18 protein-coding genes are annotated in these 20287 nt (G+C 54.7%); 15 read left to right on the top strand and 3 right to left on the bottom strand.

What is annotated here, in order from left to right; genetic code table 11:
* Window positions 1-2 precede the first annotated feature (2 nt).
* Both gcvPA and gcvPB read left to right on the top strand, forming a co-directional pair.
* A complete protein-coding gene (gene gcvPA / locus MHFGQ_RS10825) occupies window positions 3-1337 on the top strand; it encodes an aminomethyl-transferring glycine dehydrogenase subunit GcvPA (RefSeq protein ID WP_106005189.1) in 1335 nt (444 codons plus the stop codon).
* On the top strand, window positions 1334-2791 hold the full coding sequence (gene gcvPB, locus MHFGQ_RS10820) for an aminomethyl-transferring glycine dehydrogenase subunit GcvPB (RefSeq protein ID WP_106005190.1): 1458 nt from the start codon (window positions 1334-1336) through the stop codon (window positions 2789-2791). The genes gcvPA and gcvPB overlap by 4 nt, the downstream gene beginning before the upstream one ends.
* A 278-nt stretch (window positions 2792-3069) precedes the next feature.
* Here the strand turns inward: gcvPB and MHFGQ_RS10815 are convergent, their stop codons facing one another.
* Window positions 3070-3444 carry a nucleotidyltransferase domain-containing protein gene (locus tag MHFGQ_RS10815; RefSeq protein WP_170066236.1) on the bottom strand — a complete coding sequence of 125 codons (375 nt, stop codon included), beginning with the start codon at window positions 3442-3444 and terminating at the stop codon, window positions 3070-3072.
* Window positions 3416-3805, bottom strand: a complete 390-nt coding sequence (locus MHFGQ_RS10810; RefSeq protein WP_054936616.1) for a HEPN domain-containing protein — start codon at window positions 3803-3805, stop codon at window positions 3416-3418. Before MHFGQ_RS10810 ends, MHFGQ_RS10815 begins: the two co-directional genes overlap by 29 nt.
* Before the next feature lie 184 nt (window positions 3806-3989).
* Here MHFGQ_RS10810 and MHFGQ_RS10805 point away from each other — a divergent pair, with 184 nt between their 5' ends.
* The 13 genes from MHFGQ_RS10805 (at window position 3990) to MHFGQ_RS10745 (ending at window position 18752) form a co-directional block, all read left to right on the top strand.
* Window positions 3990-4190, top strand: a complete 201-nt coding sequence (locus tag MHFGQ_RS10805; RefSeq protein WP_211292879.1) for a hypothetical protein — start codon at window positions 3990-3992, stop codon at window positions 4188-4190.
* A 178-nt stretch (window positions 4191-4368) separates the two neighbouring features.
* The gene (locus MHFGQ_RS10800) at window positions 4369-5190 is read left to right on the top strand and encodes a lipoate--protein ligase family protein (RefSeq protein WP_106005192.1); all 822 of its coding nucleotides are present in this window, start codon (window positions 4369-4371) and stop codon (window positions 5188-5190) included.
* Between the two features lie 160 nt (window positions 5191-5350).
* Entirely contained in the window at window positions 5351-5725 is a 375-nt protein-coding gene (locus tag MHFGQ_RS10795; RefSeq protein ID WP_106005193.1) for a carbohydrate-binding protein, read from the top strand.
* A gap of 119 nt (window positions 5726-5844) precedes the next feature.
* Complete coding sequence (locus MHFGQ_RS10790) at window positions 5845-6576, top strand: GntR family transcriptional regulator (protein WP_106005194.1); 732 nt, start codon at window positions 5845-5847, stop codon at window positions 6574-6576.
* A gap of 35 nt (window positions 6577-6611) precedes the next feature.
* A complete protein-coding gene (locus tag MHFGQ_RS10785) occupies window positions 6612-7256 on the top strand; it encodes a cobalamin B12-binding domain-containing protein (RefSeq protein WP_245907820.1) in 645 nt (214 codons plus the stop codon).
* A 143-nt stretch (window positions 7257-7399) separates the two neighbouring features.
* A complete protein-coding gene (locus MHFGQ_RS10780) occupies window positions 7400-8197 on the top strand; it encodes a dihydropteroate synthase (protein WP_106005195.1) in 798 nt (265 codons plus the stop codon).
* Window positions 8198-8295: 98 nt separating this feature from the next.
* Window positions 8296-9468, top strand: a complete 1173-nt coding sequence (locus MHFGQ_RS10775) for a uroporphyrinogen decarboxylase family protein (RefSeq protein ID WP_106005196.1) — start codon at window positions 8296-8298, stop codon at window positions 9466-9468.
* Window positions 9469-9492: 24 nt separating this feature from the next.
* Window positions 9493-9645 (top strand): hypothetical protein, encoded by a 153-nt coding sequence (locus MHFGQ_RS10770; protein WP_170066237.1) that lies wholly within the window; start codon window positions 9493-9495, stop codon window positions 9643-9645.
* 37 nt (window positions 9646-9682) lie between these two features.
* Window positions 9683-10306: a cobalamin B12-binding domain-containing protein gene (locus tag MHFGQ_RS10765; protein WP_106005197.1), complete on the top strand. Its 624-nt coding sequence runs from the start codon at window positions 9683-9685 to the stop codon at window positions 10304-10306.
* A gap of 139 nt (window positions 10307-10445) precedes the next feature.
* Window positions 10446-12302 carry a malto-oligosyltrehalose trehalohydrolase gene (gene treZ / locus MHFGQ_RS10760; protein ID WP_106005198.1) on the top strand — a complete coding sequence of 619 codons (1857 nt, stop codon included), beginning with the start codon at window positions 10446-10448 and terminating at the stop codon, window positions 12300-12302.
* Window positions 12302-14725 carry a DUF3536 domain-containing protein gene (locus MHFGQ_RS10755; RefSeq protein ID WP_106005199.1) on the top strand — a complete coding sequence of 808 codons (2424 nt, stop codon included), beginning with the start codon at window positions 12302-12304 and terminating at the stop codon, window positions 14723-14725. Before treZ ends, MHFGQ_RS10755 begins: the two co-directional genes overlap by 1 nt.
* Window positions 14726-14727: 2 nt before the next feature.
* Window positions 14728-17511 (top strand): malto-oligosyltrehalose synthase, encoded by a 2784-nt coding sequence (gene treY, locus MHFGQ_RS10750; RefSeq protein ID WP_106005200.1) that lies wholly within the window; start codon window positions 14728-14730, stop codon window positions 17509-17511.
* Between the two features lie 14 nt (window positions 17512-17525).
* Complete coding sequence (locus tag MHFGQ_RS10745; RefSeq protein ID WP_106005201.1) at window positions 17526-18752, top strand: glycosyltransferase; 1227 nt, start codon at window positions 17526-17528, stop codon at window positions 18750-18752.
* A gap of 63 nt (window positions 18753-18815) precedes the next feature.
* Here MHFGQ_RS10745 and glgA read toward each other — a convergent pair whose 3' ends face one another.
* Complete coding sequence (gene glgA / locus MHFGQ_RS10740; RefSeq protein WP_106005202.1) at window positions 18816-20285, bottom strand: glycogen synthase GlgA; 1470 nt, start codon at window positions 20283-20285, stop codon at window positions 18816-18818.
* Window positions 20286-20287 lie beyond the last annotated feature (2 nt).

Genomic DNA, 20287 nt, shown 5'->3' with positions numbered 1-20287 from the left:
GGATGACATACATTCCCACCACGGCAGCGGAACGCCGGCAAATGCTGGCGGCCTGCGGCGCCGACCGGATGGAAGAGCTTTTTAACGACATACCATCAGCCGTCCGTCTGGGCCGGGAACTCAACCTCCCCCGGCCCATGGCGGAAGGCGAGGTCCTGCGCCACATGGAAGAACTGGCTGGAAAGAATAAAAGGCTGGTTTCTTTCCTGGGAGCCGGGGCCTATGAGCATTTTATTCCCAGCGTTGTCAAACATCTTATAAGCCGCCCAGAGTTTTATACCGCCTATACGCCTTACCAACCCGAAATCAGCCAGGGGACTTTACAGGCCATTTTTGAATTTCAATCTTTAATCTGCCTTCTGACGGGAATGGAAGTGGCTACGGCTTCCCATTATGACGGTGCTACGGCCACGGCCGAAGCGGCTCTGGTGGCCTGCAACGCCACCCGGCGCGGGAAGATTTTGGTTTCCCGGGCCGTCAATCCCCAGTACCGGGACGTCCTGGCCACCTACACTCGGGGCCAGGGAGTAGAGCTTTTGGAGATTCCCCTGGCCGAAGGCTGTACTGATTTGGCCGCTCTGGAAAGGATGGCCGGGAAAGAAGTGGCCGGGGTCATTCTCCAGAACCCCAATTTCTTCGGCCAGATTGAGCCCATGGCCGCGGCTACGGAACTGGCCCACAAAGGCGGAGCTTTAAGCATCGCCGTCGTCGAGCCCATTTCCCTGGGGTTGCTGGCGGCACCGGGGGAATACGGTGCCGACCTGGCCGTGGGCGAAGGCCAGGGTCTGGGTAACCCCCTGAACTTCGGTGGCCCGTACCTCGGCTTTATCGCCGCCCGGGAGAAACTGGTACGGCGCCTGCCGGGCCGCATCGTCGGCCAGACCACCGATGTGGAAGGCAGGCGGGCCTTTGTCCTGACCCTCCAGGCCCGGGAGCAGCATATCCGGAGGGAAAAGGCCACCTCCAATATTTGCTCCAATGAAGCCCTGTGCGCCCTGGCGGCAACCGTGTATCTCGCCTCCTTAGGCAGGGAAGGTCTTAAAGAAGTAGCGCGCCAATGCCTTCTCAAGGCCCACTATGCCTTTGCTAAACTGACTTCCCTCCCCGGGGTGACGCCTATCTTCAACGGGCCTTTCTTCTGTGAATTTGCCATAAAGACGAAGCAAAGTCCCCAAGAAGTGGCGAAGAAACTTATGGCAAAGGGTTTTGCCGCCGGATTCGATTTAAGCCCCTTTTACCCGGAATTTGCTGGAGCCATGCTCTTTGCCGTCACGGAAGTGCGCACCAGGGAAGAGATCGACGCCTTGGCGGCGGCCATGGGAGGGATATTGGCATGAGGACGGAACCGCTTCTTTTTGAACTTGGTGCACCGGGTCGGCGGGGCTATAGACTGCCGGATTGCGATGTACCGGGCAAGGTAGAAGACTACCTCCCGGAAGAGGCGCGCCGCCGTTCAGAATTTGCCCTGCCGGAACTGGCGGAAGTAGAAGTCGTCCGCCATTTTACCCACCTGGCGAATATGAATTACGGTGTGGATACCGGCTTTTATCCCCTGGGCTCCTGTACCATGAAATACAACCCCAAGGTCAATGAAACAGCTGCGGCCCTCCCCGGATTTACCAATCTGCACCCCCTGGTGCCGGCGGAAGCGGCCCAGGGCGCCCTGGAACTTATGTACAACCTGCAGGAGTACCTTGCGGAAATAACCGGTATGGACGCCGTCACCCTGCAGCCGGCCGCCGGGGCCCATGGCGAGTATACCGGGCTGGCCGTCATCGCTGCCTATCACCGGAGCCGCGGTGACCTGGAACGCCGTCAGGTGCTGGTACCGGATTCTGCCCACGGAACCAATCCTGCCAGCGCCGCCATGGCCGGACTGGAGGTAGTCCAGATACCTTCCGACGAACGGGGTCTGGTAGATCTCAAGGCCTTGAAAGCAGCCGTCGGTCCCAGGACGGCGGCAATGATGCTCACCAACCCCAACACCCTAGGTCTTTTTGAAAGCGATATTGAAGCCATGGCCGAACTGGTTCACGGGGCCGGCGGCCTTCTCTATTATGACGGCGCCAATCTGAACGCCATTATGGGCATAACGCGGCCGGGGGATATGGGCTTTGATGTGGTGCACCTGAACCTCCACAAGACCTTCTCCACCCCCCACGGCGGCGGCGGGCCCGGCAGCGGGCCGGTGGGGGTAAAGAAACACCTGGAACCTTTTTTACCGGTGCCGGTGGTGGCCCAAAGCGTTGACGGCAGTTACTATCTGGACTATGACCGGCCTCAGACCATCGGCAGGATACGTTCCTTCTACGGCAATTTCGGCGTCATGGTCAAGGCCTACGCCTATATCCGGACCCTGGGCGCCTCCGGATTGAAGGAGGCCAGCCTGCAGGCGGTCCTGAACGCCAACTACATGCTGGCGCGCCTGCGGCCCCACTTCAAGGTCCCCTTCGATCGGTTGTGCAAACATGAGTTTGTCATCGCCCCGCCAAAGGAGGTAAACGATGCCGGGGTGCATACCCTGGACATCGCCAAGCGCCTCCTGGATTATGGTTTCCACGCACCGACCATTTATTTCCCCCTCATCGTTCCGGAAGCCATGATGATTGAACCTACGGAAACAGAACCGAAGGAAACCCTGGATGCCTTCTGCGACGCTTTGATTGCCATCAGTAAAGAAGCCGTCGCGAACCCGGACCTCCTCCACAGTGCGCCCCATAACACCCCAGTGCGGCGCCTGGATGAGGTGGGTGCGGCCAGGAACCCGGTTTTACGCTGGCAGGGAAAATAGTCGTCCCTGGCGAATAGATACTATCAAAGCCGGCAGCTCAAGACTTGCCGGCTTTGTTCATCTATTTTCGGCATGGCCATTCTGCGAAAGCTAAATAGTAAAGCATAATTATGTTAAATATAGGGATAATCATAAGTAAGCTAAGCTTTCCTGGAAATCCAGCTTTTGAAAATATTTTCCAGAAAGGCCCATATAGACAGTACCCTATAAGGCCCTTCGATAGTTTACATAACTAACCAAGGGTCGCGTAAAGAACTAAATCTATTTAGTTCAGACCATCATTCCATTCCCAATAAGTTAGCCGGGTCAAGCTGGTGAGAGTAGACAGCATGGTAGAGTTGAATGGCATTTTTTAAAAGCTCCCTGGCGAAACGGCTTTTTTTAAGTTCGTCGGGAGTATACACAAAAAGGTCCAGCCCCACGGGAAATTTGCCGGGCAAATAATCCGGTACTCTATCCCAGGGTTTTCTATCGTCATTTGTAACCAGGATCAAAAGGTCGATGTCGCTATAAGGGGTGTAGTTCCCCCTGGCCCAGGAACCGCAGAGGTAAACAGCCAGCACCTCCGGCCTTGACTTCAACCTTGCCGCCAGGTCTTCCAGGGCATTTCTGACAGTATTTTCGTCAACTGAGATGACTCTTACAGAATTCAATGATTTCACCTGCAATCTTGATGGCGGTGTCAGCCTCCCCCGCAGTGTAAAAATCGGTGGGCGCTCCGATTTCAAAACCATTCGGATAGCGGGCCGGGATATAATGCTTGTCGATAACTTTGGCTTGCTCAATCAATTTTCCGGGCACGGCAATTTCCGCAGGAAGATTTGCTAGTAAAATGGAAACGGTATGACCCCAGGCATCAAGGTGCAACTTTTGAAATAATGCTTTTACTGCTTTTTCCGCCGCCTGCTGAGCGGCAAAACAGGACCATTCAAAATCCCCGGCGTTAAACGAATTAATGGCATGCCTTAAGTCTGCTTCTGCTTGCCGCAGCCAGTCGCTGCTTCTTTCAGGCATTTTCAACACCTGCAATATTATTACATATTTTCCCATCTATTTACAGGATAGCATTAGGCGAGAAGTATGTCAATATCAGGGTAAATATTTAAGATTAGTCCCCGGGTGCAGTTTTTAATGGGGATTATATTTCCCGGATCTGTTATAATACAGAAAAACGGAAATAAAAAGAGGTGTATCAGGTATGGAGCGGGGACACGGTACCAGCCTTCGCCTTGTCCCGGTTGACTGGCACCCCAGGCAACAGGAATATTTCTGGAGCGAGGAATGGCAGGAAAGGATGCAACGGAGCTTGCAGCATCTGGCGGAAGGGCGAGTTAAGGCTTACGGCAATGTTGAAGAATTAATAGGAGAACTAGAGAATGCCTCAGATAATAAGGACTGATAGTTTCCTGGAACAGTTTCAAGAGTAAAGCAAAGAAGCTCAAAAGCACGTGTTGAAAACCATACGCTTCCTGGCGCAAAACCCGTGCCATCCTTCCCTCAAGGTACACCGTATTAAAGGAACACCCTTTTGGGAAGCCTATGCGATCTAATCAGTTCAGGACCAGGGGGGTAAATCTATGCCGGCTGAAACCTGGCGGCTATTAGATACCGGTGTGGCCGATCCTTACACCAACATGGCCGTGGACGAGGCCATCCTGCTGGAGCACCGGGAAGGCAAAACGCCGCCAACCTTACGTTTTTATGCCTGGCAGCCGCCAACCATCTCCTTGGGTTATTTCCAGCAACTGGAGAAAGAAATCGACGTGGTGGCTGTCAGGGAGCGGGGGCTGGGGCTGGTGCGCCGCTTAACCGGCGGCCGGGCCGTCCTTCACGATAAAGAAGTAACCTACAGCGTAGTGGCCCGGGAAGACCATCCCCTTATGACCGGCGGGATTCGCCCATCTTATCTGCGTCTTGCAGAGGCCTTGGCTTTGGGATTGAGGGAGCTGGGAGCGCCGGTGGAGATTGCCTCAGGCCGCAAAGGAGGCCAGGATGAGCATACTTCGGCCGCCTGTTTTGATGCCCCCTCCTGGTATGAGATAACCTGTGGCGGCCGCAAGCTGGTAGGCAGCGCCCAGACACGTAAGGGGGGCGTGGTCCTCCAGCACGGGTCGATAGTCATCGCCTTAAATGTTGACGACCTTTTTGCCGTCCTAAAAATGCCTTCGGAAGCCGTACGCCAGCGCCTCAAGGATAAATTTTACCACCAGGCCTGCGGCCTGGAGGACATTTTAGGCCGCCGGGTCGAAGGAGAGGAAATAAAGGCCGGTATAGCCCGAGCCTTTACCAGACTCTACGGTTTAGAATTTATACGGGGAGAGCTGACAGATGGGGAAAAAGGGCGATTGGAGGAGCTAAGGGCGAAATATGCCAGTAAAGACTGGTTGGAAAGACGGTAAGTTCCTAAAGAACCGACCTGCATCTCTAAACTCATTTTTCGCGCCTGGTGTCTGAGAACAGCGCTATTACCGGACCGGCGAGAAAGTAGCAGTTTTTGCATAGCCCGGCCTGGCTCCAGGGAAACTAATTTTAGAAACTTTCCCTGGGGAGGTTATAGATTTGGGCGATAAAAACCGCAGCCGCTTTATAAGCGATAAACGAACGCGCCTGCAGCAGATGCGGGCGGCCGAATATCCCGGCGGGGTGGTGGTGGACCCGGTACCCATTACCGCCGGCGATGAAGTGACCATCCTTTACCACGGCCTCCTTGATGCCTGCGGCGCCGACCAGGTATGGATGCATACTGGTTACGGGGACGCCAATAACTGGCAGAATATCTATGATTACCGCATGGAGCGTACCGGCTACGGCTGGGTGAAAAACATCCGGGTGGAAGACGGCAGCCGCCTGAACATCTGCTTCAAGGACAGCGCCAACAACTGGGACAACAATAACGGCCTCAACTGGAGCTTTGAAATCCACAACGGCAAATAATACGCCGGTCCCCCATGAGGGGGGCCCTTTAATTTGCCGGCAGGATTTATTGGCTGAATATAGAATTATTGTATAAAAACCGTTAAGCTCCTGTACGACCCGGGCGAGGTGGTTGCTTCATGGCCATAGACAAAAATTCCTTTGTGCCTCCTTATTACCAACTAGCCCAGATCCTGGAACACCAAATAAAGACTGGCGCCTACCGACCGGGTGAAGCGTTACCCTCCGAGGCGGAATTGAGTGAAAAATACGGATTAAGCCGCATGACCGTCCGCCGCAGCTTGAGTCACCTGATCAGAGCCGGTCTCATCCGTGCCGAACGGGGAAAGGGCACCTTTGTCTCCCGACCCGAGTTAGACCGGGCGGTTTTTGTCATGGAGGAGTTCCACAAGGATGCGGCTGCCCGGGGCATGGCCGCAAGCTCCCGGCTCCTGGAGGCCCGGCTGGTACCCGCCCCGGAAAAGGCGGCAGCCATGCTTCAAGTACGCCAGGGAACAAAAGTCCTATTTGTTCGCCGCACCCTCCTGACCGACGGCGAGCCCCTGGCATATGACCGTAAATATCTGCGTTACGACCAAGGAAGGCCGATTCTGGAAAACGAACTCCAGTATCAGGCTTTTCCCGATATACTGGAAAAGCACGCCGCCGCCCTGCCAATGAGCAGCAAAATGATTTTAAAAGTGACAAATCTCAATGAAGAAGAGGCCCGTGCCTTACGCACTTCTCCCGGTTCCCCGGCTTTTTTGGTGGAACAGTTTTTGCTGGCGGCCGACAATCGGCCGGTAGGTTGGGGATGGTGCCTTTACCGTGGGGACCGGTATCAATTGACCTCGGTCACAGCTACGATTTAGCCGGCTGCGAATCGTAAAAGGGAGGGGGTGTTTTTTTGGGTCCCTTAACCCTGGCGATGGCGGAATTAGAGGAAAAGAGAGTCCTGGAACTGGTGAGGAAGGCCCTTAACGAACAGGTAGCGCCCCTAACGATAATAGAAGAGTGCCGGCAGGGAATGAAAATGGTCGGCGATCGTTACGCGGCAGGAGAATATTTTTTATGTGACCTGGTGATGTCGGCGGAAATCTTTCAGGAAGTGCTGGGAATCCTTGATCCCTTTCTGGCATCTCCCCCCATTTCTTCCGGACAGCCGGAACGGGCCGATATTGTTTTTGGTACGGTGGAAGGGGACATCCACGACATCGGTAAAAACATCACCATATCCCTCTTGAGATGTGAAGGCTTTCGCGTTTTTGATGCCGGAGTGGATATCCCGCCAGAGGAGTTTTTAAACATCGTTAAACAGACGGGAGCCAGGGTTTTAGGGTTGTCGGCCCTCCTCTCTACTTCTTTTGAAGCCATGCGCCGCACCGTCCAAAAGGTACGTACGGCGGCGGTAGGGCAGGAGGTCAAGGTGGTTATCGGGGGCCTGGTGGACGAACGCGTCTGCCGCTATGTGGGTGCCGATGCTTGGGTACGGGAGGCCGTGGAAGGGGTGGCCGTCTGCCGGCGCTGGCTGGGGATGCGCCTTTTAACCTAAAGAGGTGATTTTTTCACCTGAATAAGAAGGAATTCTCGGAAATGCATAGAATATATTTGTATATACAGGTAGATAAGTATACCGGAACTACCACAATATTGGATGGGTTTTTAACATGGTAAATAGATTGGAGGCGTAAACCAGTGCTTATCATCGGAGAAAAATTGAACAGCGCCATACCGGCAATCCGCCAAATCATCAACGATAAGGACAAAGCCGCTGTACAGGAACTCGCCCGCAGGCAGGCGGCGGCGGGAGCTGCTTATTTGGATGTCAATACGGCCCACTGCAACGAAGAAGCCGATATGGAGTGGCTGGTTCAAGCGGTTCAGGAGGCGACGGAGGTACCCCTGTGCATTGACAGTACCTCACCGGCCGCCGTTAAAAAAGCCCTGGCGGTCTTAAAGGGCGATAAAAGCGCAATTATAATCAATTCCATATCTATGGAAAAGAGTCGCCTGGAGGGTATATTGCCCCTCGTATTGGAGCACGGCTGTCCGGTAATCGGACTAACGGTAGATGACAACGGCATTCCCAAGACAGTGGCGGACAGGCTCAAAATCGCCGAGAAGTTGATAGAAATCCTTTCCCGCCATGGTTATGATCTGGAGAAGCTGTACATCGATCCCCTGGTGCTGCCCCTGGCCGTCAATCATACCAATGCTTTAATGTTTTTCCAGTGCCTTACGGAAATTAAGCGTCAATTTAAGGTAAAAACGGTATCGGGTTTGAGTAACATTTCTTTCAACATGCCCAAGAGAAGGCTAATCAATCGTTATTTTCTGGCCATATGCATGGCCCACGGCATGGACGCCGCCATCCTCGATCCCCTGGATGCCAAAATCATGACTTTGCTGACGACGGTAGATTTATTAATGGGTAACGATCCCTTCGGTAAAAGATTTTTAAAAGCCTACCGGGCCGGCGCCCTTGAGGATTAACATGATATTGGGGTTATAAGGAGGTGACGGGTAAGGCAATAGAAGAAGACAGGGTTCGAACCGGGCTTTTTATTCTAGACCAGGGAGGGAATTAGAAAATGAGCGATAAGGAAAAGCTTTATCAAGAAAGGTTTGCACGTTACACGACGGCCCTGGACTGCGGCAAGCCGGACAAAGTTCCCGTCGTGTTTCCCATCGGTGAATGGTTCGTCAAATACACCGACACCAACATGCAGGAAATATACTACGACGTAGATAAATCCACGGCCATAATCAGCGACCTGATAAAGGATTTGGATTTTGACACTATGTTCGGTTCCCCCAACTTGTGGTGGCCGCCCATGTTCGACGCCATCGGCTGCAAGCTGTATAAATTCCCGGGCATCTATTTTGAGGAAAATTCTGGTTTTCAATATATAGAAGAAGAGTATATGAAAGCTGAAGATTACGATGAGTTTATCGCCAATCCGACTTACTGGCTGGCAACTAAATACCTGCCGCGGATATGCGGGGAATTCAGCGAACCGGGCTCCTACCGTGCCAGCGTGGCCCTGGTAAAAGGCGCCGCCGCCTTTGCCATGCACAACGACAAGATGGCCAGAGCCTCGGAAAAATGGGCAAAGGAATACGCTGTAGTGCCTGCCACTTCAGGCATGACCAAAGCCCCCTTCGATACGCTGGGCGATGCCCTCCGGGGTACGAAGGGAATACTGGTAGATCTCAGGCGGCGGCCGGATAAGGTAGTGGCCGCCTGTGAGGCTATCGTCCCCCACAATATTGCCTACGCCATGATTACCGCCGCCGGAGACACAACGTTTCCCTGCTTTGCCCCTCTGCATAAAGGTGCTTATCCTTTCTTGAGCCCCGCCTTCTGGGAGAAGTATTATTGGCCCACCTGGAAGGCAGTGATTGAAGGCCTTTGGTCCATGAGGAAGAGGACATTCTTCTTTGCCGAAGGAGACTGGACGCCTTATCTGGAAAAGATAGCCGAACTGCCGGATAAGAGCATTGTTTTCTGCATCGATTTAACCGACGCCAAGAAGGCGAAGGCAGTTTTGGGCGGGCGTTTCTGCCTGTACGGCGGCGTTCCCACCACCCTTTTAACCTACGGTACGCCCCAGGAAGTAAAGGACTGCGTAAAGAAAGCCATCGATGAACTGGCCGGGGACGGCGGCTTTATCCTCGCTGCGGGCGGCGTGGTGATGAGCGATGCCAAACGGGAAAATATAATGGCCATGCTTGAAGCGGCGCGGGAATACGGCGTGTATTAAGATAACAGGAATGGAGGGGATAAGATGTTCGTACCAGAAGCCGGCACATGCGTACCCTGGGACATAAAGAAAAAGGAGTTTGGCACGATAGCAGGCAATGAAGAGCTCGTGAAAAAAGAATGGACAGGTCTTGATGCTTTGGCTTACGCCTTTATATGGTTCTGGGTGCAGCGTTAGAATAGATGATCGATTTAAGGAAAGGGTGTGGCAAAATATGCAAAAAGATGCATTGGCCCGGGCCATGGCCGAATTAGAAGAAGCCCAGGTAGACGCCCTGGTCAAAGAATTTCTGGACGCCGGGGCGGCGCCGCTGGAGATCGTGAAGGCCCTGCAGGAGGGAATGGTCGAGGTAGGCAGCCGGTTTGAAAGCGGTGACTATTTCTTGAGCGAGCTGGTCATGGCGGGCGAAATCATGAAAAACGCCATGGATATTTTGGAACCCTATTTAAAGGGCGAAGGAACCGGCCATAAGGGGACTATCGTTATCGGCACGGTTAAGGGCGACATCCACGATTTAGGGAAAAACATCGTGATTATGCTCCTTAAAGGTGCCGGGTACAATGTGGTAGACCTGGGCGTGGATGTACCTAAAGAAAAATTTGTAGAAGCGGTAAAGGAGACGGGAGCGCCATTGGTGGGCATGAGCGTTCTCCTTACAAGCTGCCAGGCAGCGCTAAAGGAAACTGTCGAGGCCATTCACGACGCGGGGTTGTATCCCAAAGTGGTCATTGGTGGCAACTACGTTGATGAGGCCGTGAAAAAGTATGCTGGCGCCGATTACTTTGCCACTACCGCCGGCGACGGCCTCCGGGTGGCCGCCGAGGTCTTTGGCGCTTAATTGGCTAAAGTTTTGCCCCCTCTCTTCCCAAGGGGAAGGAGGGGGCTTTAATATTTTTGGAGGCACCCGGGATTCATATCTCAATGTAGCCATGGCAATACTACTTTGTGTATTATTCTGGCTCGTTCGAGGTGGCTTTATGGCCTACGGAGTTACCCTGGGGGCTACGTACCTGGGCCAGGGACGCTGCCGTTTTCGCCTCTGGGCACCGCTGGCCAGGGAAGTAGCGGTACGGATAGTGGCGCCTACTGAGCGCGTGGAGTTTTTAAACCCTGGGGAACGGGGTTATTATGAGGGCGAGATGGAGGGAGTGGAACCCGGTAGCCTTTACTACTATATCTTAGACGGACAGAAATTGCCGGACCCGGCCTCGCGCTTTCAACCCCAGGGCGTCCACGGACCGTCCCAGGTGATGGCTAAAGAAGACTTTCTCTGGTCCGATACCGGCTGGCGCGGCCCCATCATGGAAGAACTGATTTTTTATGAGCTGCATGTAGGCACTTTTACTCCTGAAGGTACCTTTGAGGCCGTCATTCCCCATCTGGGCACCTTGACGGCGTTGGGGGTTACGGCCGTTGAATTAATGCCGGTGGCCCAGTTTCCGGGGAGCCGCAACTGGGGATACGACGGCGTTTTTCCCTTTGCTGTCCAGGCTTCTTACGGTGGGCCGGATGGGCTGCGGCGTTTGGTAAACGCCTGTCACGGACATGGCCTGGCCGTTTTTCTCGACGTCGTTTACAACCATCTGGGCCCGGAAGGTAACTACCTGGCCCGTTTCGGGCCTTATTTTACCGAACGTTATCGGACACCATGGGGGCCGGCCCTTAACTTTGACGGTCCGGGCAGCGACGAGGTGCGGCGCTTTTTTATCGAAAATGCCCTTTACTGGTTGATCGAGTTTCATATAGACGGACTGCGCTTGGACGCCGTCCATGCCATTATGGACAATTCCGCCATGCCTTTTTTAGAGGAACTGGCATCAGCCGTGAAGGATGCGGGAGAAAGGTTGGGACGCCGGGTGTACCTCATTGCCGAAAGCGACCTGAACGATCCCCGGCTCATCCGTCCCTCCAGTTTTGGGGGGTATGATCTGGACGCCCAGTGGTGTGACGATTTTCACCACGCCCTGCATGCCTTGCTTACCGGGGAAAGGAATGGTTATTACCGTGACTTTGGTAGCCTGGGCAGCATGGCCCGGGCTTTAAAGACAGGTTATGTTTACACCGGCCAGTACTCCGCCTACAGGCAGCGGCGACATGGTCGACATCCCCATCTCACGAGGGGGGACAGGCTGGTAGTTTTCGTCCAGAATCACGATCAGGTCGGCAACCGTGCCCGGGGGGAAAGGTTGAGTGTGCTGGTTCCTTTTGCCAGGCTCAAACTGGCGGCTGCCGTAGTGCTCCTTTCCCCCTTTATCCCCCTTTTGTTTATGGGTGAAGAGTATGCCGAGACGGCGCCCTTTTTATATTTCACCAGCCATTCCGACCCGCAACTGGCGGCGGCGGTACGCGAAGGGCGGCGGCAGGAATTCGCCGACCACAATTGGGAAGGCGAGGTCCCCGATCCCCAGGAGGAAGCCACCTTTCTGGATTCTCGCCTCAATTTCAACCTGCGGAGGCAGGGGCGGCACGGCGTTCTCTGGGAATTTTACCGGCAGTTAATTCAGTTGCGTCGGCAGCTTTCGCCCCTGGCGGCATTGAATCTGGAAAATATGGAAGTCATCGCCTATGAACAGGAACGGGTCCTGTTTGTGCGCCGCTGGAGCGACGACAGCGAGGTAAGCCTCATTTTCTCCTTTAACGACAGCAGCAGGGACCTTACCCTGCCGCTCCCGCCGGGACGCTGGCAAAAAAGATTGGATGCCGCTGAGGAACGCTGGCTGGGTGACGGCAGCCCCGCACCTGCCATGGTCGTGTCGCCGGGTGAGGTGCAGATTGCCGTAAGCCCGTGGTCCTGTCTGCTCTATGAACGCCTGAAGGAGGCCTGTGCTAACTGATGGATAAATACATTTGCATCCACGGCCACTTTTATCAGCCGCCGCGGGAAAATCCCTGGCTGGAGGATATCGAACTCCAGGATTCAGCCAGTCCCTATCACGACTGGGATGAACGCATTAATGCCGAATGTTACGAGCCCAATACCGCCTCGCGCATCCTCGACGGCGAGGGCTGGATCAAAAAGATCGTCAACAACTACAGCAAAATCAGCTTTAATTTGGGTCCCACGCTCCTTTCCTGGATGGAAACCAATGCCCCGGAGGTTTACCGGGCAATAATAGCCGCCGATGAAGAGAGCCGCCGGCGCTTCTCCGGTCATGGATCCGCCCTGGCCCAGGCCTATAATCATATGATTATGCCTCTGGCCAATACCCGGGATAAAATAACCCAGGTTGTCTGGGGAATTAAAGATTTTGAACTGCGCTTCGGCAGGCGGCCGGAAGGCATGTGGCTGCCGGAAACGGCCGTTGATATGGAAACCCTGACTATCTTGGCCGAGCACGGCATCCGTTTTACCATTCTGGCACCCTGGCAGGCGCGCCGCGTACGCCCTCTGGGCGACGAACACTGGCAGGAAGTCCACGGCGGCATCGATACCACCATGCCCTACCAGGTGCGCCTCCCCGAAACCGACCGGACCATTAACGTCTTTTTTTACCACGGCGAAGTGGCCCGGGCCGTAGCCTTTGAAAGGCTTTTAAACAACGGCGAACGTTTTGCCAGGCGTCTTTTAAGTATTTTTGATGAAGGTCGCAACGCACCTCAGTTGGTCAACATCGCCACCGACGGCGAAACCTACGGTCACCATCACCGGCACGGGGACATGGCTCTAGCCTATGCCCTGGATTTTATAGAAAGCAATAAGCTGGCACGTCTGACCAATTACGGCGAATTCCTGGAAAAACATCCGCCTACCCACGAGGTAGAAATAAATAACAACACCTCATGGAGCTGTGCCCATGGAGTGGAAAGATGGCGGACCAACTGCGGTTGCAATACGGGCATGCATCCCGGCTGGAGTCAGGCCTGGCGGGCCCCACTGCGCGATGCCCTCAATTGGTTGCGCAACACGTTGGCACCAAAGTTTGAGGAAAAGGGACGGCAGTTTTTGAAGGATCCCTGGGCCGCCCGTAACGATTACATTACCGTTATCCTCGACCGTTCACCGGAAAATGTGGACCGCTTTTTTGCAAAACACGCCCTCCGTCCCTTAGATCAAAAAGATAAGGTTACGGTTTTAAAGCTCCTGGAACTGCAGCGGCACGCCATGTTGATGTTCACCAGTTGCGGCTGGTTTTTCGATGAAATTTCCGGGATCGAAACGGTGCAGGTTATTAAATACGCCGGCCGCGTCATCCAGCTGGCCGAGGAGTTATTTGGCTTCTCCCCCGAGGGGCAATTTCTGGAACGACTGGCCCAGGCCAAAAGCAACATTCCCGAGCACCGCGACGGGGCCCATATCTATGAAAAATTCGTCAAGCCGGCGATGGTCGACCTCTTGAAGGTCGGGGGCCACTATGCCCTGTGCTCTCTATACGAAACCTACGATCAACACTCCCGCATATATTGTTACGACGTTTACCGGGAAGACTGCCACAACCGGCGGGCGGGAACGGCGCGGCTGGAAGTAGGGAAGGCCCGCATCACCTCACAGATAACCCAAGAAGAAATGCTCATCGACTACGGCGCCTTTACCCTAGGCAATCACAACGTCAGCGGCGGCGTGCGGGTTTACCGGAATGAAGAAGGCTACGAGCAAATGGTGCGGGAATTAACCGCGGCCTTCGACCGGGCCGACTTTAACGAAGTCATAAGGCTTATAGATCAGCATTTTGAGGGAACCACTTATACCCTCAGGCAGCTTTTCCGCGACAAGCAGCGGGTAGTGTTGGACATCATCCTGGAATCCACCCTGGCGGAAGTGGCCGAAGATTATCGTCGCATCTACGACGTCCATGCCCCACTGATGCGTTTCCTTAAGGATCTAAATATCCCCCAGCCCCGGGCCCTCCAGGCCGCTGCGGAGTTTGTTTTAAACACCAGCCTGCGCCAAGCCTTTGCCCGGGACGAACTAGACTTGGACCATATTAAAGCCCTTTTGAACGAAGCCGAGATGTCCGGGGTTTCCCTGGACGGTGAAGTTTTGGGATATGTTCTAGAACGGAATCTAAAGGAAATGGCGGAAAAGCTGTTAGCCCACCCCGACGACCGAACCTTTATCGAACATCTGAACGGAGTCATCGGCCTGGTAAGTTCCCTGCCCTTTGAAGTCAACCTCTGGCAGGTGCAAAATGCCTATTACCGTCTGGTCCAGTCTGTCTATCCCGCCTACCAGGAAAAAGGGCGTCGGGGTAATGAAGAAGCCAATACCTGGCTCGACCTGTTTAACTCTTTGGGTGATAAACTTAAGGTGCGTAGGTAAGGATGGAAAATCTACGTATTCCCGTTGCCACCTACAGGTTACAGTTCAACCGGGACTTTGACTTTAATGCGGCGCGTCGGGTGGTACCTTACCTTCATGCCCTGGGCGTTACCGATGTCTACGCTTCCCCCCTGTTGCAGGCCAGAAAAGGAAGCCTCCATGGGTACGATGTAACCGACCCGGGACGCTTAAATCCTGAGCTGGGAAGCGAGGAGGACTTTGCCGCCCTGACGGCCGCCCTCAAAGGGTACGGTATGGGGCTGTTGCTGGACGTGGTGCCCAACCATATGGCCGCCAGCGAGGAGAATCCCTGGTGGTGGGACGTTCTTCGCTTTGGGCGTGCTTCGGCCTACGCGACCTACTTTGATATTGATTGGGAGTCTGCAAGGCCGGGCCTGGCGGGTAAAGTGCTCTTGCCCATCCTGGGGGAACCCTTCGCTAAGGTGCTGGAAAACCGCCGGTTGAAACTGCAACTGGCGGAGGATGGTCTGGTGCTATGTTACTTTGGGCGACGCCTGCCCTTAAACCCCTCTTCCTCCCTCCGCATCCTTGCATGTACGGCTGCCGCACCGGTGCCGGCGCCGCTACTTCCTTTGATTCCTGAGGAGGGTTCCGACCCCCTTTTTTGGCGGAAGCTCTGGCAGCTATATCAAAATAACCCGGCGGTCAGGGAATATATCGATGACAAACTGCAACAGATGAACGGCGGCGAGAATGACCGGGGGAGTTGCAATGTGCTGGAGGAGATCCTGGCGGAACAGTTTTACCGTTTAGCCTACTGGCGTACGGCCAACGAAGAGATAAACTACCGACGCTTTTTTGACGTCAGCGATCTGGTTGCCGTCCGGGTGGAAGACGAAAGGGTGTTTGAAGCGCTCCATTTCAAGGTTTGGGAATTGGTGCGCAGGGGGCAGGTAACTGGGGTGCGCATTGACCATATAGACGGCCTTTACGATCCCCAGGGCTATCTCATCAGGTTACACCACGTCCTTGGCAAACAGGCGGCTTCTCCCGGCTTTTATGTGGTTGTGGAGAAAATCCTGGGCGATGAAGAGGAGCCGCCGGAAGCCTGGAAGGTATATGGGACTACGGGTTATGATTTTTTGAATGCCTTAAACGGCATCTTCGTTGATCCCAAGGGCCTGGCCGACCTGGAAGAGTTTTATAATGAGCATTGTGATATTTTTGATCTGCCGGGCGTAGTCTATGATTGCAAGTTGAGGGTAATGGAAAAGCTTTTCGCGGCCGAAATCCGCAGCCTGGCAAGGGATCTGGAACGGCTGGCTGCCGAACACCGCCAGGGCTGGGACCTTACCTTGTCGGAATTGAAAGAAGCCCTGGTACATGTTACGGCCGGTTTGGAAATTTACCGGACTTATATTCGCAATTTTAACGTCAGCCAGCGGGATCGGAGCTATATCGAAGGTGCCGTCGCCGCAGCCGCCCGGCGGTGCACGACTGCTGCGCGGGCTTTAAACTTCTTACGCCGGGTGCTGTTGCTCGAGGAACAGAGACAAACATGGCTTGGTTTTGTCATGCGCTGGCAACAGTTTACCGGACCGGTCATGGCCAAGGGTTATGAGGACACCGCCCTTTATGTCTATAATCCCCTGGTTTCCCTCAATGAAGTAGGCAGCAGCAGCCGGTCCCGGTATCTGTCCGTGGAAGAGTTTCACCGTTTTAACCAACGGCGAGTGGAGGCCTGGCCCCATACCCTTAACGCCACCTCTACCCACGATACCAAGCGCAGCGAAGATGTGCGGGCCAGGCTCAACGTCCTGACGGAAATTAGCGGTCCCTGGTTGGAGGGGATCAAGCGCTGGCACAGGTGGAACGCGGAGAAAAAAATAGATCATAAAGGCAGGCCGGTACCGGATAACAACATGGAACTCTTTATCTACCAGACCCTCGTCGGCGCCTGGCCCCTTCAGGAAGACGAGGTTCCCGAATTTATTGAACGCCTTAAGGCTTATTTAATAAAGGCGGCCCGGGAAGCCAAGACGTGGACCGATTGGCTCGAACCGGACACCGTTTATGAAGAGGCGATATTAAATTTTGCCCTTTCCTTGTTAAACCCTGCGCAGGAGAACCGTTTTTTTGCCGACTTTCTTCTTTTTCAAAGGACGGTGGCCTATTTTGGGGCCTGGAACTCCCTGGCCCAGGTGCTCCTTAAAGGCGCCAGCCCGGGCGTGCCCGATTTTTACCAGGGAACTGAGTTGTGGAACTTCAGCCTGGTCGATCCCGACAACCGTCGGCCGGTCGACTTTAAACGGCGGGCCGAACTTTTAACCGGCCTTATCGCGGAAGAAGGGGAAGACAGGAAAGCTTTAATAAAGAACCTCATCAACAGCTGGTGGGACGGCCGCATCAAACTATATCTTACCTATAAGGTATTGCAATTCAGACGCGAGCACCGGGAGTTGTTCACCTTCGGAGATTATGTTCCCGTGGCGGCGGCCGGTACTGTCGCCGGGCACGTCTGCGCCTTCGCCCGCCACCGCGGCAAAGAATGGGTCCTGGTAATCGCCCCGCGTTTGCCGGCGCGGCTGACGGCAAGGGGTGGGGCGTCAAGGGGCGGGTTGCCTCCGGTCGGTGCCGTTCTCTGGGGCGAAGCCGTCTGGCGGGACACGTTTCTTGTTCTACCTGAACCTGCTCCGAAGATATGGCATAATATTTTGACGGGCGAGGTAGTGGAAGTCAAATCGACGTCGCAAGAAAAACATCTATCCCTTGCTGCGACATTATCCAGTTTTCCCCTTGCCCTCCTGGCTGGAATGTTAAAATAAGGAAGGGAGAACCTATGCTACGAAAGGTAAGCCTTAAGGATTATGAAGGAGTATGCGGCAGGTCCCTTATTGAGGAAATTAAATCTTTAGGCGAGGTATTGAAGGACTACAAGGTTTGGCATGTAAACTCTACCATCATCGGTGGTGGGGTAGCGGAGATTTTGAGCTCCCTGGTGCCCTTGATGGAAGAAGTGGGTTTGCAGGTCGAATGGAAGGTTTTAAGCGGCACCCCGGAATTCTTTAATACCACCAAACAATTTCATAACGGCATGCACGGCCAGCCGGTCAATATAACTGGGGAGATGTTGGAAAGTTATCTGGCTACAGCCCAAAAAAACCGCCGACTTTTAGAAGGGTATGCCGATCTGGTAGTTATTCACGACCAGCAGCCCCTGGGGTTGACGGCCTTTCGCAGTGGGCACAAGGGCCGTTGGCTCTGGTACTGTCATGTAGACCCGCGCTACGCCGTGCCGGCGGTGTGGTATTTCCTGGCTCCTATGATAGCCACCTGCGACGCGGCCGTTTTTCACCTGCCGGAGTATGCCCGGGACTTGCCAATCCTGCAGTATTTTATGCCGCCGGCCATTGACCCCCTATCCGACAAAAACAGGGAGGTTACTCCCGAAGAATACAGAGGGGTGTTGGAAAGGCTGGACGTCGATCCGGAAGGCCCACCGGTAATCCTTCAGGTGTCGCGTTTCGACCGCCTCAAGGACCCCTTCGGCGTCATCGAGGCCTTCAGACTGGTGAGGAGGAACGTTTCCTGCCGTTTGATATTGGCGGGGGGTGGCGCCAACGACGATCCGGAAGGAGCCACCGTCCTGGAAGAAGTGCGGATGATGGCGGCAGGGGATCCCGACATCACCATCCTGGCCTTAAGGCCCGACGCCAACCTGGAAATAAATGTATTGCAAAGGCGTGCCGACGTAATTGTGCAGAAATCCTTGCGGGAGGGTTTCGGTCTGACGGCCACCGAGGCCCTCTGGAAGGGGAAACCTCTGGTGGCGACTGCCACCGGCGGCCTGGCTCATCAGGTGCTGGACGGCGAAACCGGGTTGACTGCCGATACGACGGAAGAGATGGCCGCTCAGATTGAGCGCCTTCTGACCAACCCCGACCTGGGCAAACGCCTGGGGGCGGCGGGGCGCGAGCACGTACGCCAGCGCTACATTTTACCGGTGTACCTGTACAACTGGCTCCGGCTGATAAACCTCCTCGAGGGACGGCGCGACGGATGGTAGGGATAGAAAAAGGCCCTGGACAGGCCGGAAAGCGAGGCCGATCTAGGGCTTTTTTAAACCCGGTTATTCATTGACGGCCTTCATCCGCGCGGCCGTCCTTTTATGAAGGGCCTCCCGGTACATATCCTCATATTGACCTGCCGAAGCGTTCCAGGAAAGGTCGGCCGCCATGCCCCGTCGTACCAGATTGTGCCATGCTTCTGGCTCGTTGCGGTATACGTGGAGGGCGCGGTTAATGGCATCCAGGAGGGCCTGGGGTTGATAGTCGTGGAAGGAAAAACCGTTGCCATTGCCCGGATGCTGGTGGAAATCCTTAATGGTGTCTTCCAGACCTCCGGTGGCCCGCACCACCGGGACGGTGCCGTAGCGGAGGCTAATCATTTGCCCGAGGCCGCAGGGTTCAAAGCGGGAGGGCATGAGGAAGATGTCGCAGCCGGCATAAATCCGCTGGGCGAGTACCGGGTCAAAGCCGATTTTGACGGCCATTTTGTCGCGGTATTTGACTTTGTAGCGGGAGAAAAGCTGCTGGTAATAATCTTCGCCGCTGCCCAGGAGGACGAACTGCAGGTCCTGCTGGAGCAGGGGATCGAGGATGGCCGCCAGGAGATCCAGGCCTTTTTGGTTTACCAGGCGGGAAATAAGGCCCAGGAGGGGAACGTCCTTCACCGGCAGTTCCATTTCCCTCTGTAGGGCCGCCTTGTTCTCTTTTTTCTTATCCAAATGGTCGGCGTCGTAATTGACGGCCAGACGCCTGTCGGTGGCCGGATTGAATTCCTCGTAGTCAATCCCGTTTAAAATTCCCCGCAGATCGGCGGCACGTTTCCTCAGCAGACCGTCCAGGCGCTCGCCGTATTCGGGGGTCTGGATTTCCAGGGCGTATTTTTTACTCACGGTGTTGATTAAATCGGCGTATAAAATGCCGGCCTTCATGAAACTGACCTGGCCGTAAAACTCGAGGCGTTCGGGAGTGAAAAATTCTTCGCCCAGGGCCATGATTCTCAAAGTTTGGCGGGGGAAGGTGCCCTGGTACTGGAGGTTGTGGATGGTATAAACGGTTGCCGTATCCCGGTAAAAGGGGTTGTCTTCATGTTTGACCTTCAGGAACAGGGGGATGGGGCCCGTCTGCCAGTCGTTGCAGTGGATAATGTCCGGACGGAAATTCAGCCACGGCAGCATGGAGAGGACGGCCTTGCAAAAAAAATTGAACCGGGCGGCGTCGTCGGCATAGCAGTACATTTCATCGCGCCAGAAAAACTTATAGTTATCGATGAGATAGACGGGTATGGAGCCCTCACCGGGGAGGCTTCCCCGGCGAATGATGGCCGTTTCCAGGCTGCCGTCCATCTCCACCGGCAGATCAGTCAGGTAATCGACGTCCTTGATCTGGCGGTAGCGGGGCATGACCACCCGCACCTCATGTCCCCGGGCGGCCAGGGCCTTGGGAAGGCTCCCGGCGACATCGGCCAGCCCTCCGGTTTTGGCTAAGGGGGCCACTTCGGGGGATACGAACAGGATTTTCAAGGGTTCAGTCATTA

Source organism: Moorella humiferrea, assembly GCF_039233145.1.
Taxonomy (GTDB): domain Bacteria; phylum Bacillota; class DSM-521; order Neomoorellales; family Neomoorellaceae; genus Neomoorella; species Neomoorella humiferrea.
This window is presented reverse-complemented; position numbering and strand designations above follow the sequence as displayed.

Excerpts from the sequence above, each read along its gene's own strand:
- gcvPA (WP_106005189.1), top strand. The coding sequence starts at position 3 with ATGACATACATTCCCACCACGGCAGCGGAACGCCGGCAAATGCTGGCG.
- gcvPB (WP_106005190.1), top strand. The coding sequence starts at position 1,334 with ATGAGGACGGAACCGCTTCTTTTTGAACTTGGTGCACCGGGTCGGCGG.
- MHFGQ_RS10810 (WP_054936616.1), bottom strand. The coding sequence starts at position 3,805 with ATGCCTGAAAGAAGCAGCGACTGGCTGCGGCAAGCAGAAGCAGACTTA.
- MHFGQ_RS10805 (WP_211292879.1), top strand. The coding sequence starts at position 3,990 with ATGGAGCGGGGACACGGTACCAGCCTTCGCCTTGTCCCGGTTGACTGG.
- MHFGQ_RS10800 (WP_106005192.1), top strand. The coding sequence starts at position 4,369 with ATGCCGGCTGAAACCTGGCGGCTATTAGATACCGGTGTGGCCGATCCT.
- MHFGQ_RS10790 (WP_106005194.1), top strand. The coding sequence starts at position 5,845 with ATGGCCATAGACAAAAATTCCTTTGTGCCTCCTTATTACCAACTAGCC.
- MHFGQ_RS10775 (WP_106005196.1), top strand. The coding sequence starts at position 8,296 with ATGAGCGATAAGGAAAAGCTTTATCAAGAAAGGTTTGCACGTTACACG.
- MHFGQ_RS10770 (WP_170066237.1), top strand. The coding sequence starts at position 9,493 with ATGTTCGTACCAGAAGCCGGCACATGCGTACCCTGGGACATAAAGAAA.
- MHFGQ_RS10765 (WP_106005197.1), top strand. The coding sequence starts at position 9,683 with ATGCAAAAAGATGCATTGGCCCGGGCCATGGCCGAATTAGAAGAAGCC.
- treZ (WP_106005198.1), top strand. The coding sequence starts at position 10,446 with ATGGCCTACGGAGTTACCCTGGGGGCTACGTACCTGGGCCAGGGACGC.
- MHFGQ_RS10755 (WP_106005199.1), top strand. The coding sequence starts at position 12,302 with ATGGATAAATACATTTGCATCCACGGCCACTTTTATCAGCCGCCGCGG.
- treY (WP_106005200.1), top strand. The coding sequence starts at position 14,728 with ATGGAAAATCTACGTATTCCCGTTGCCACCTACAGGTTACAGTTCAAC.
- MHFGQ_RS10745 (WP_106005201.1), top strand. The coding sequence starts at position 17,526 with ATGCTACGAAAGGTAAGCCTTAAGGATTATGAAGGAGTATGCGGCAGG.
- glgA (WP_106005202.1), bottom strand. The coding sequence starts at position 20,285 with ATGACTGAACCCTTGAAAATCCTGTTCGTATCCCCCGAAGTGGCCCCC.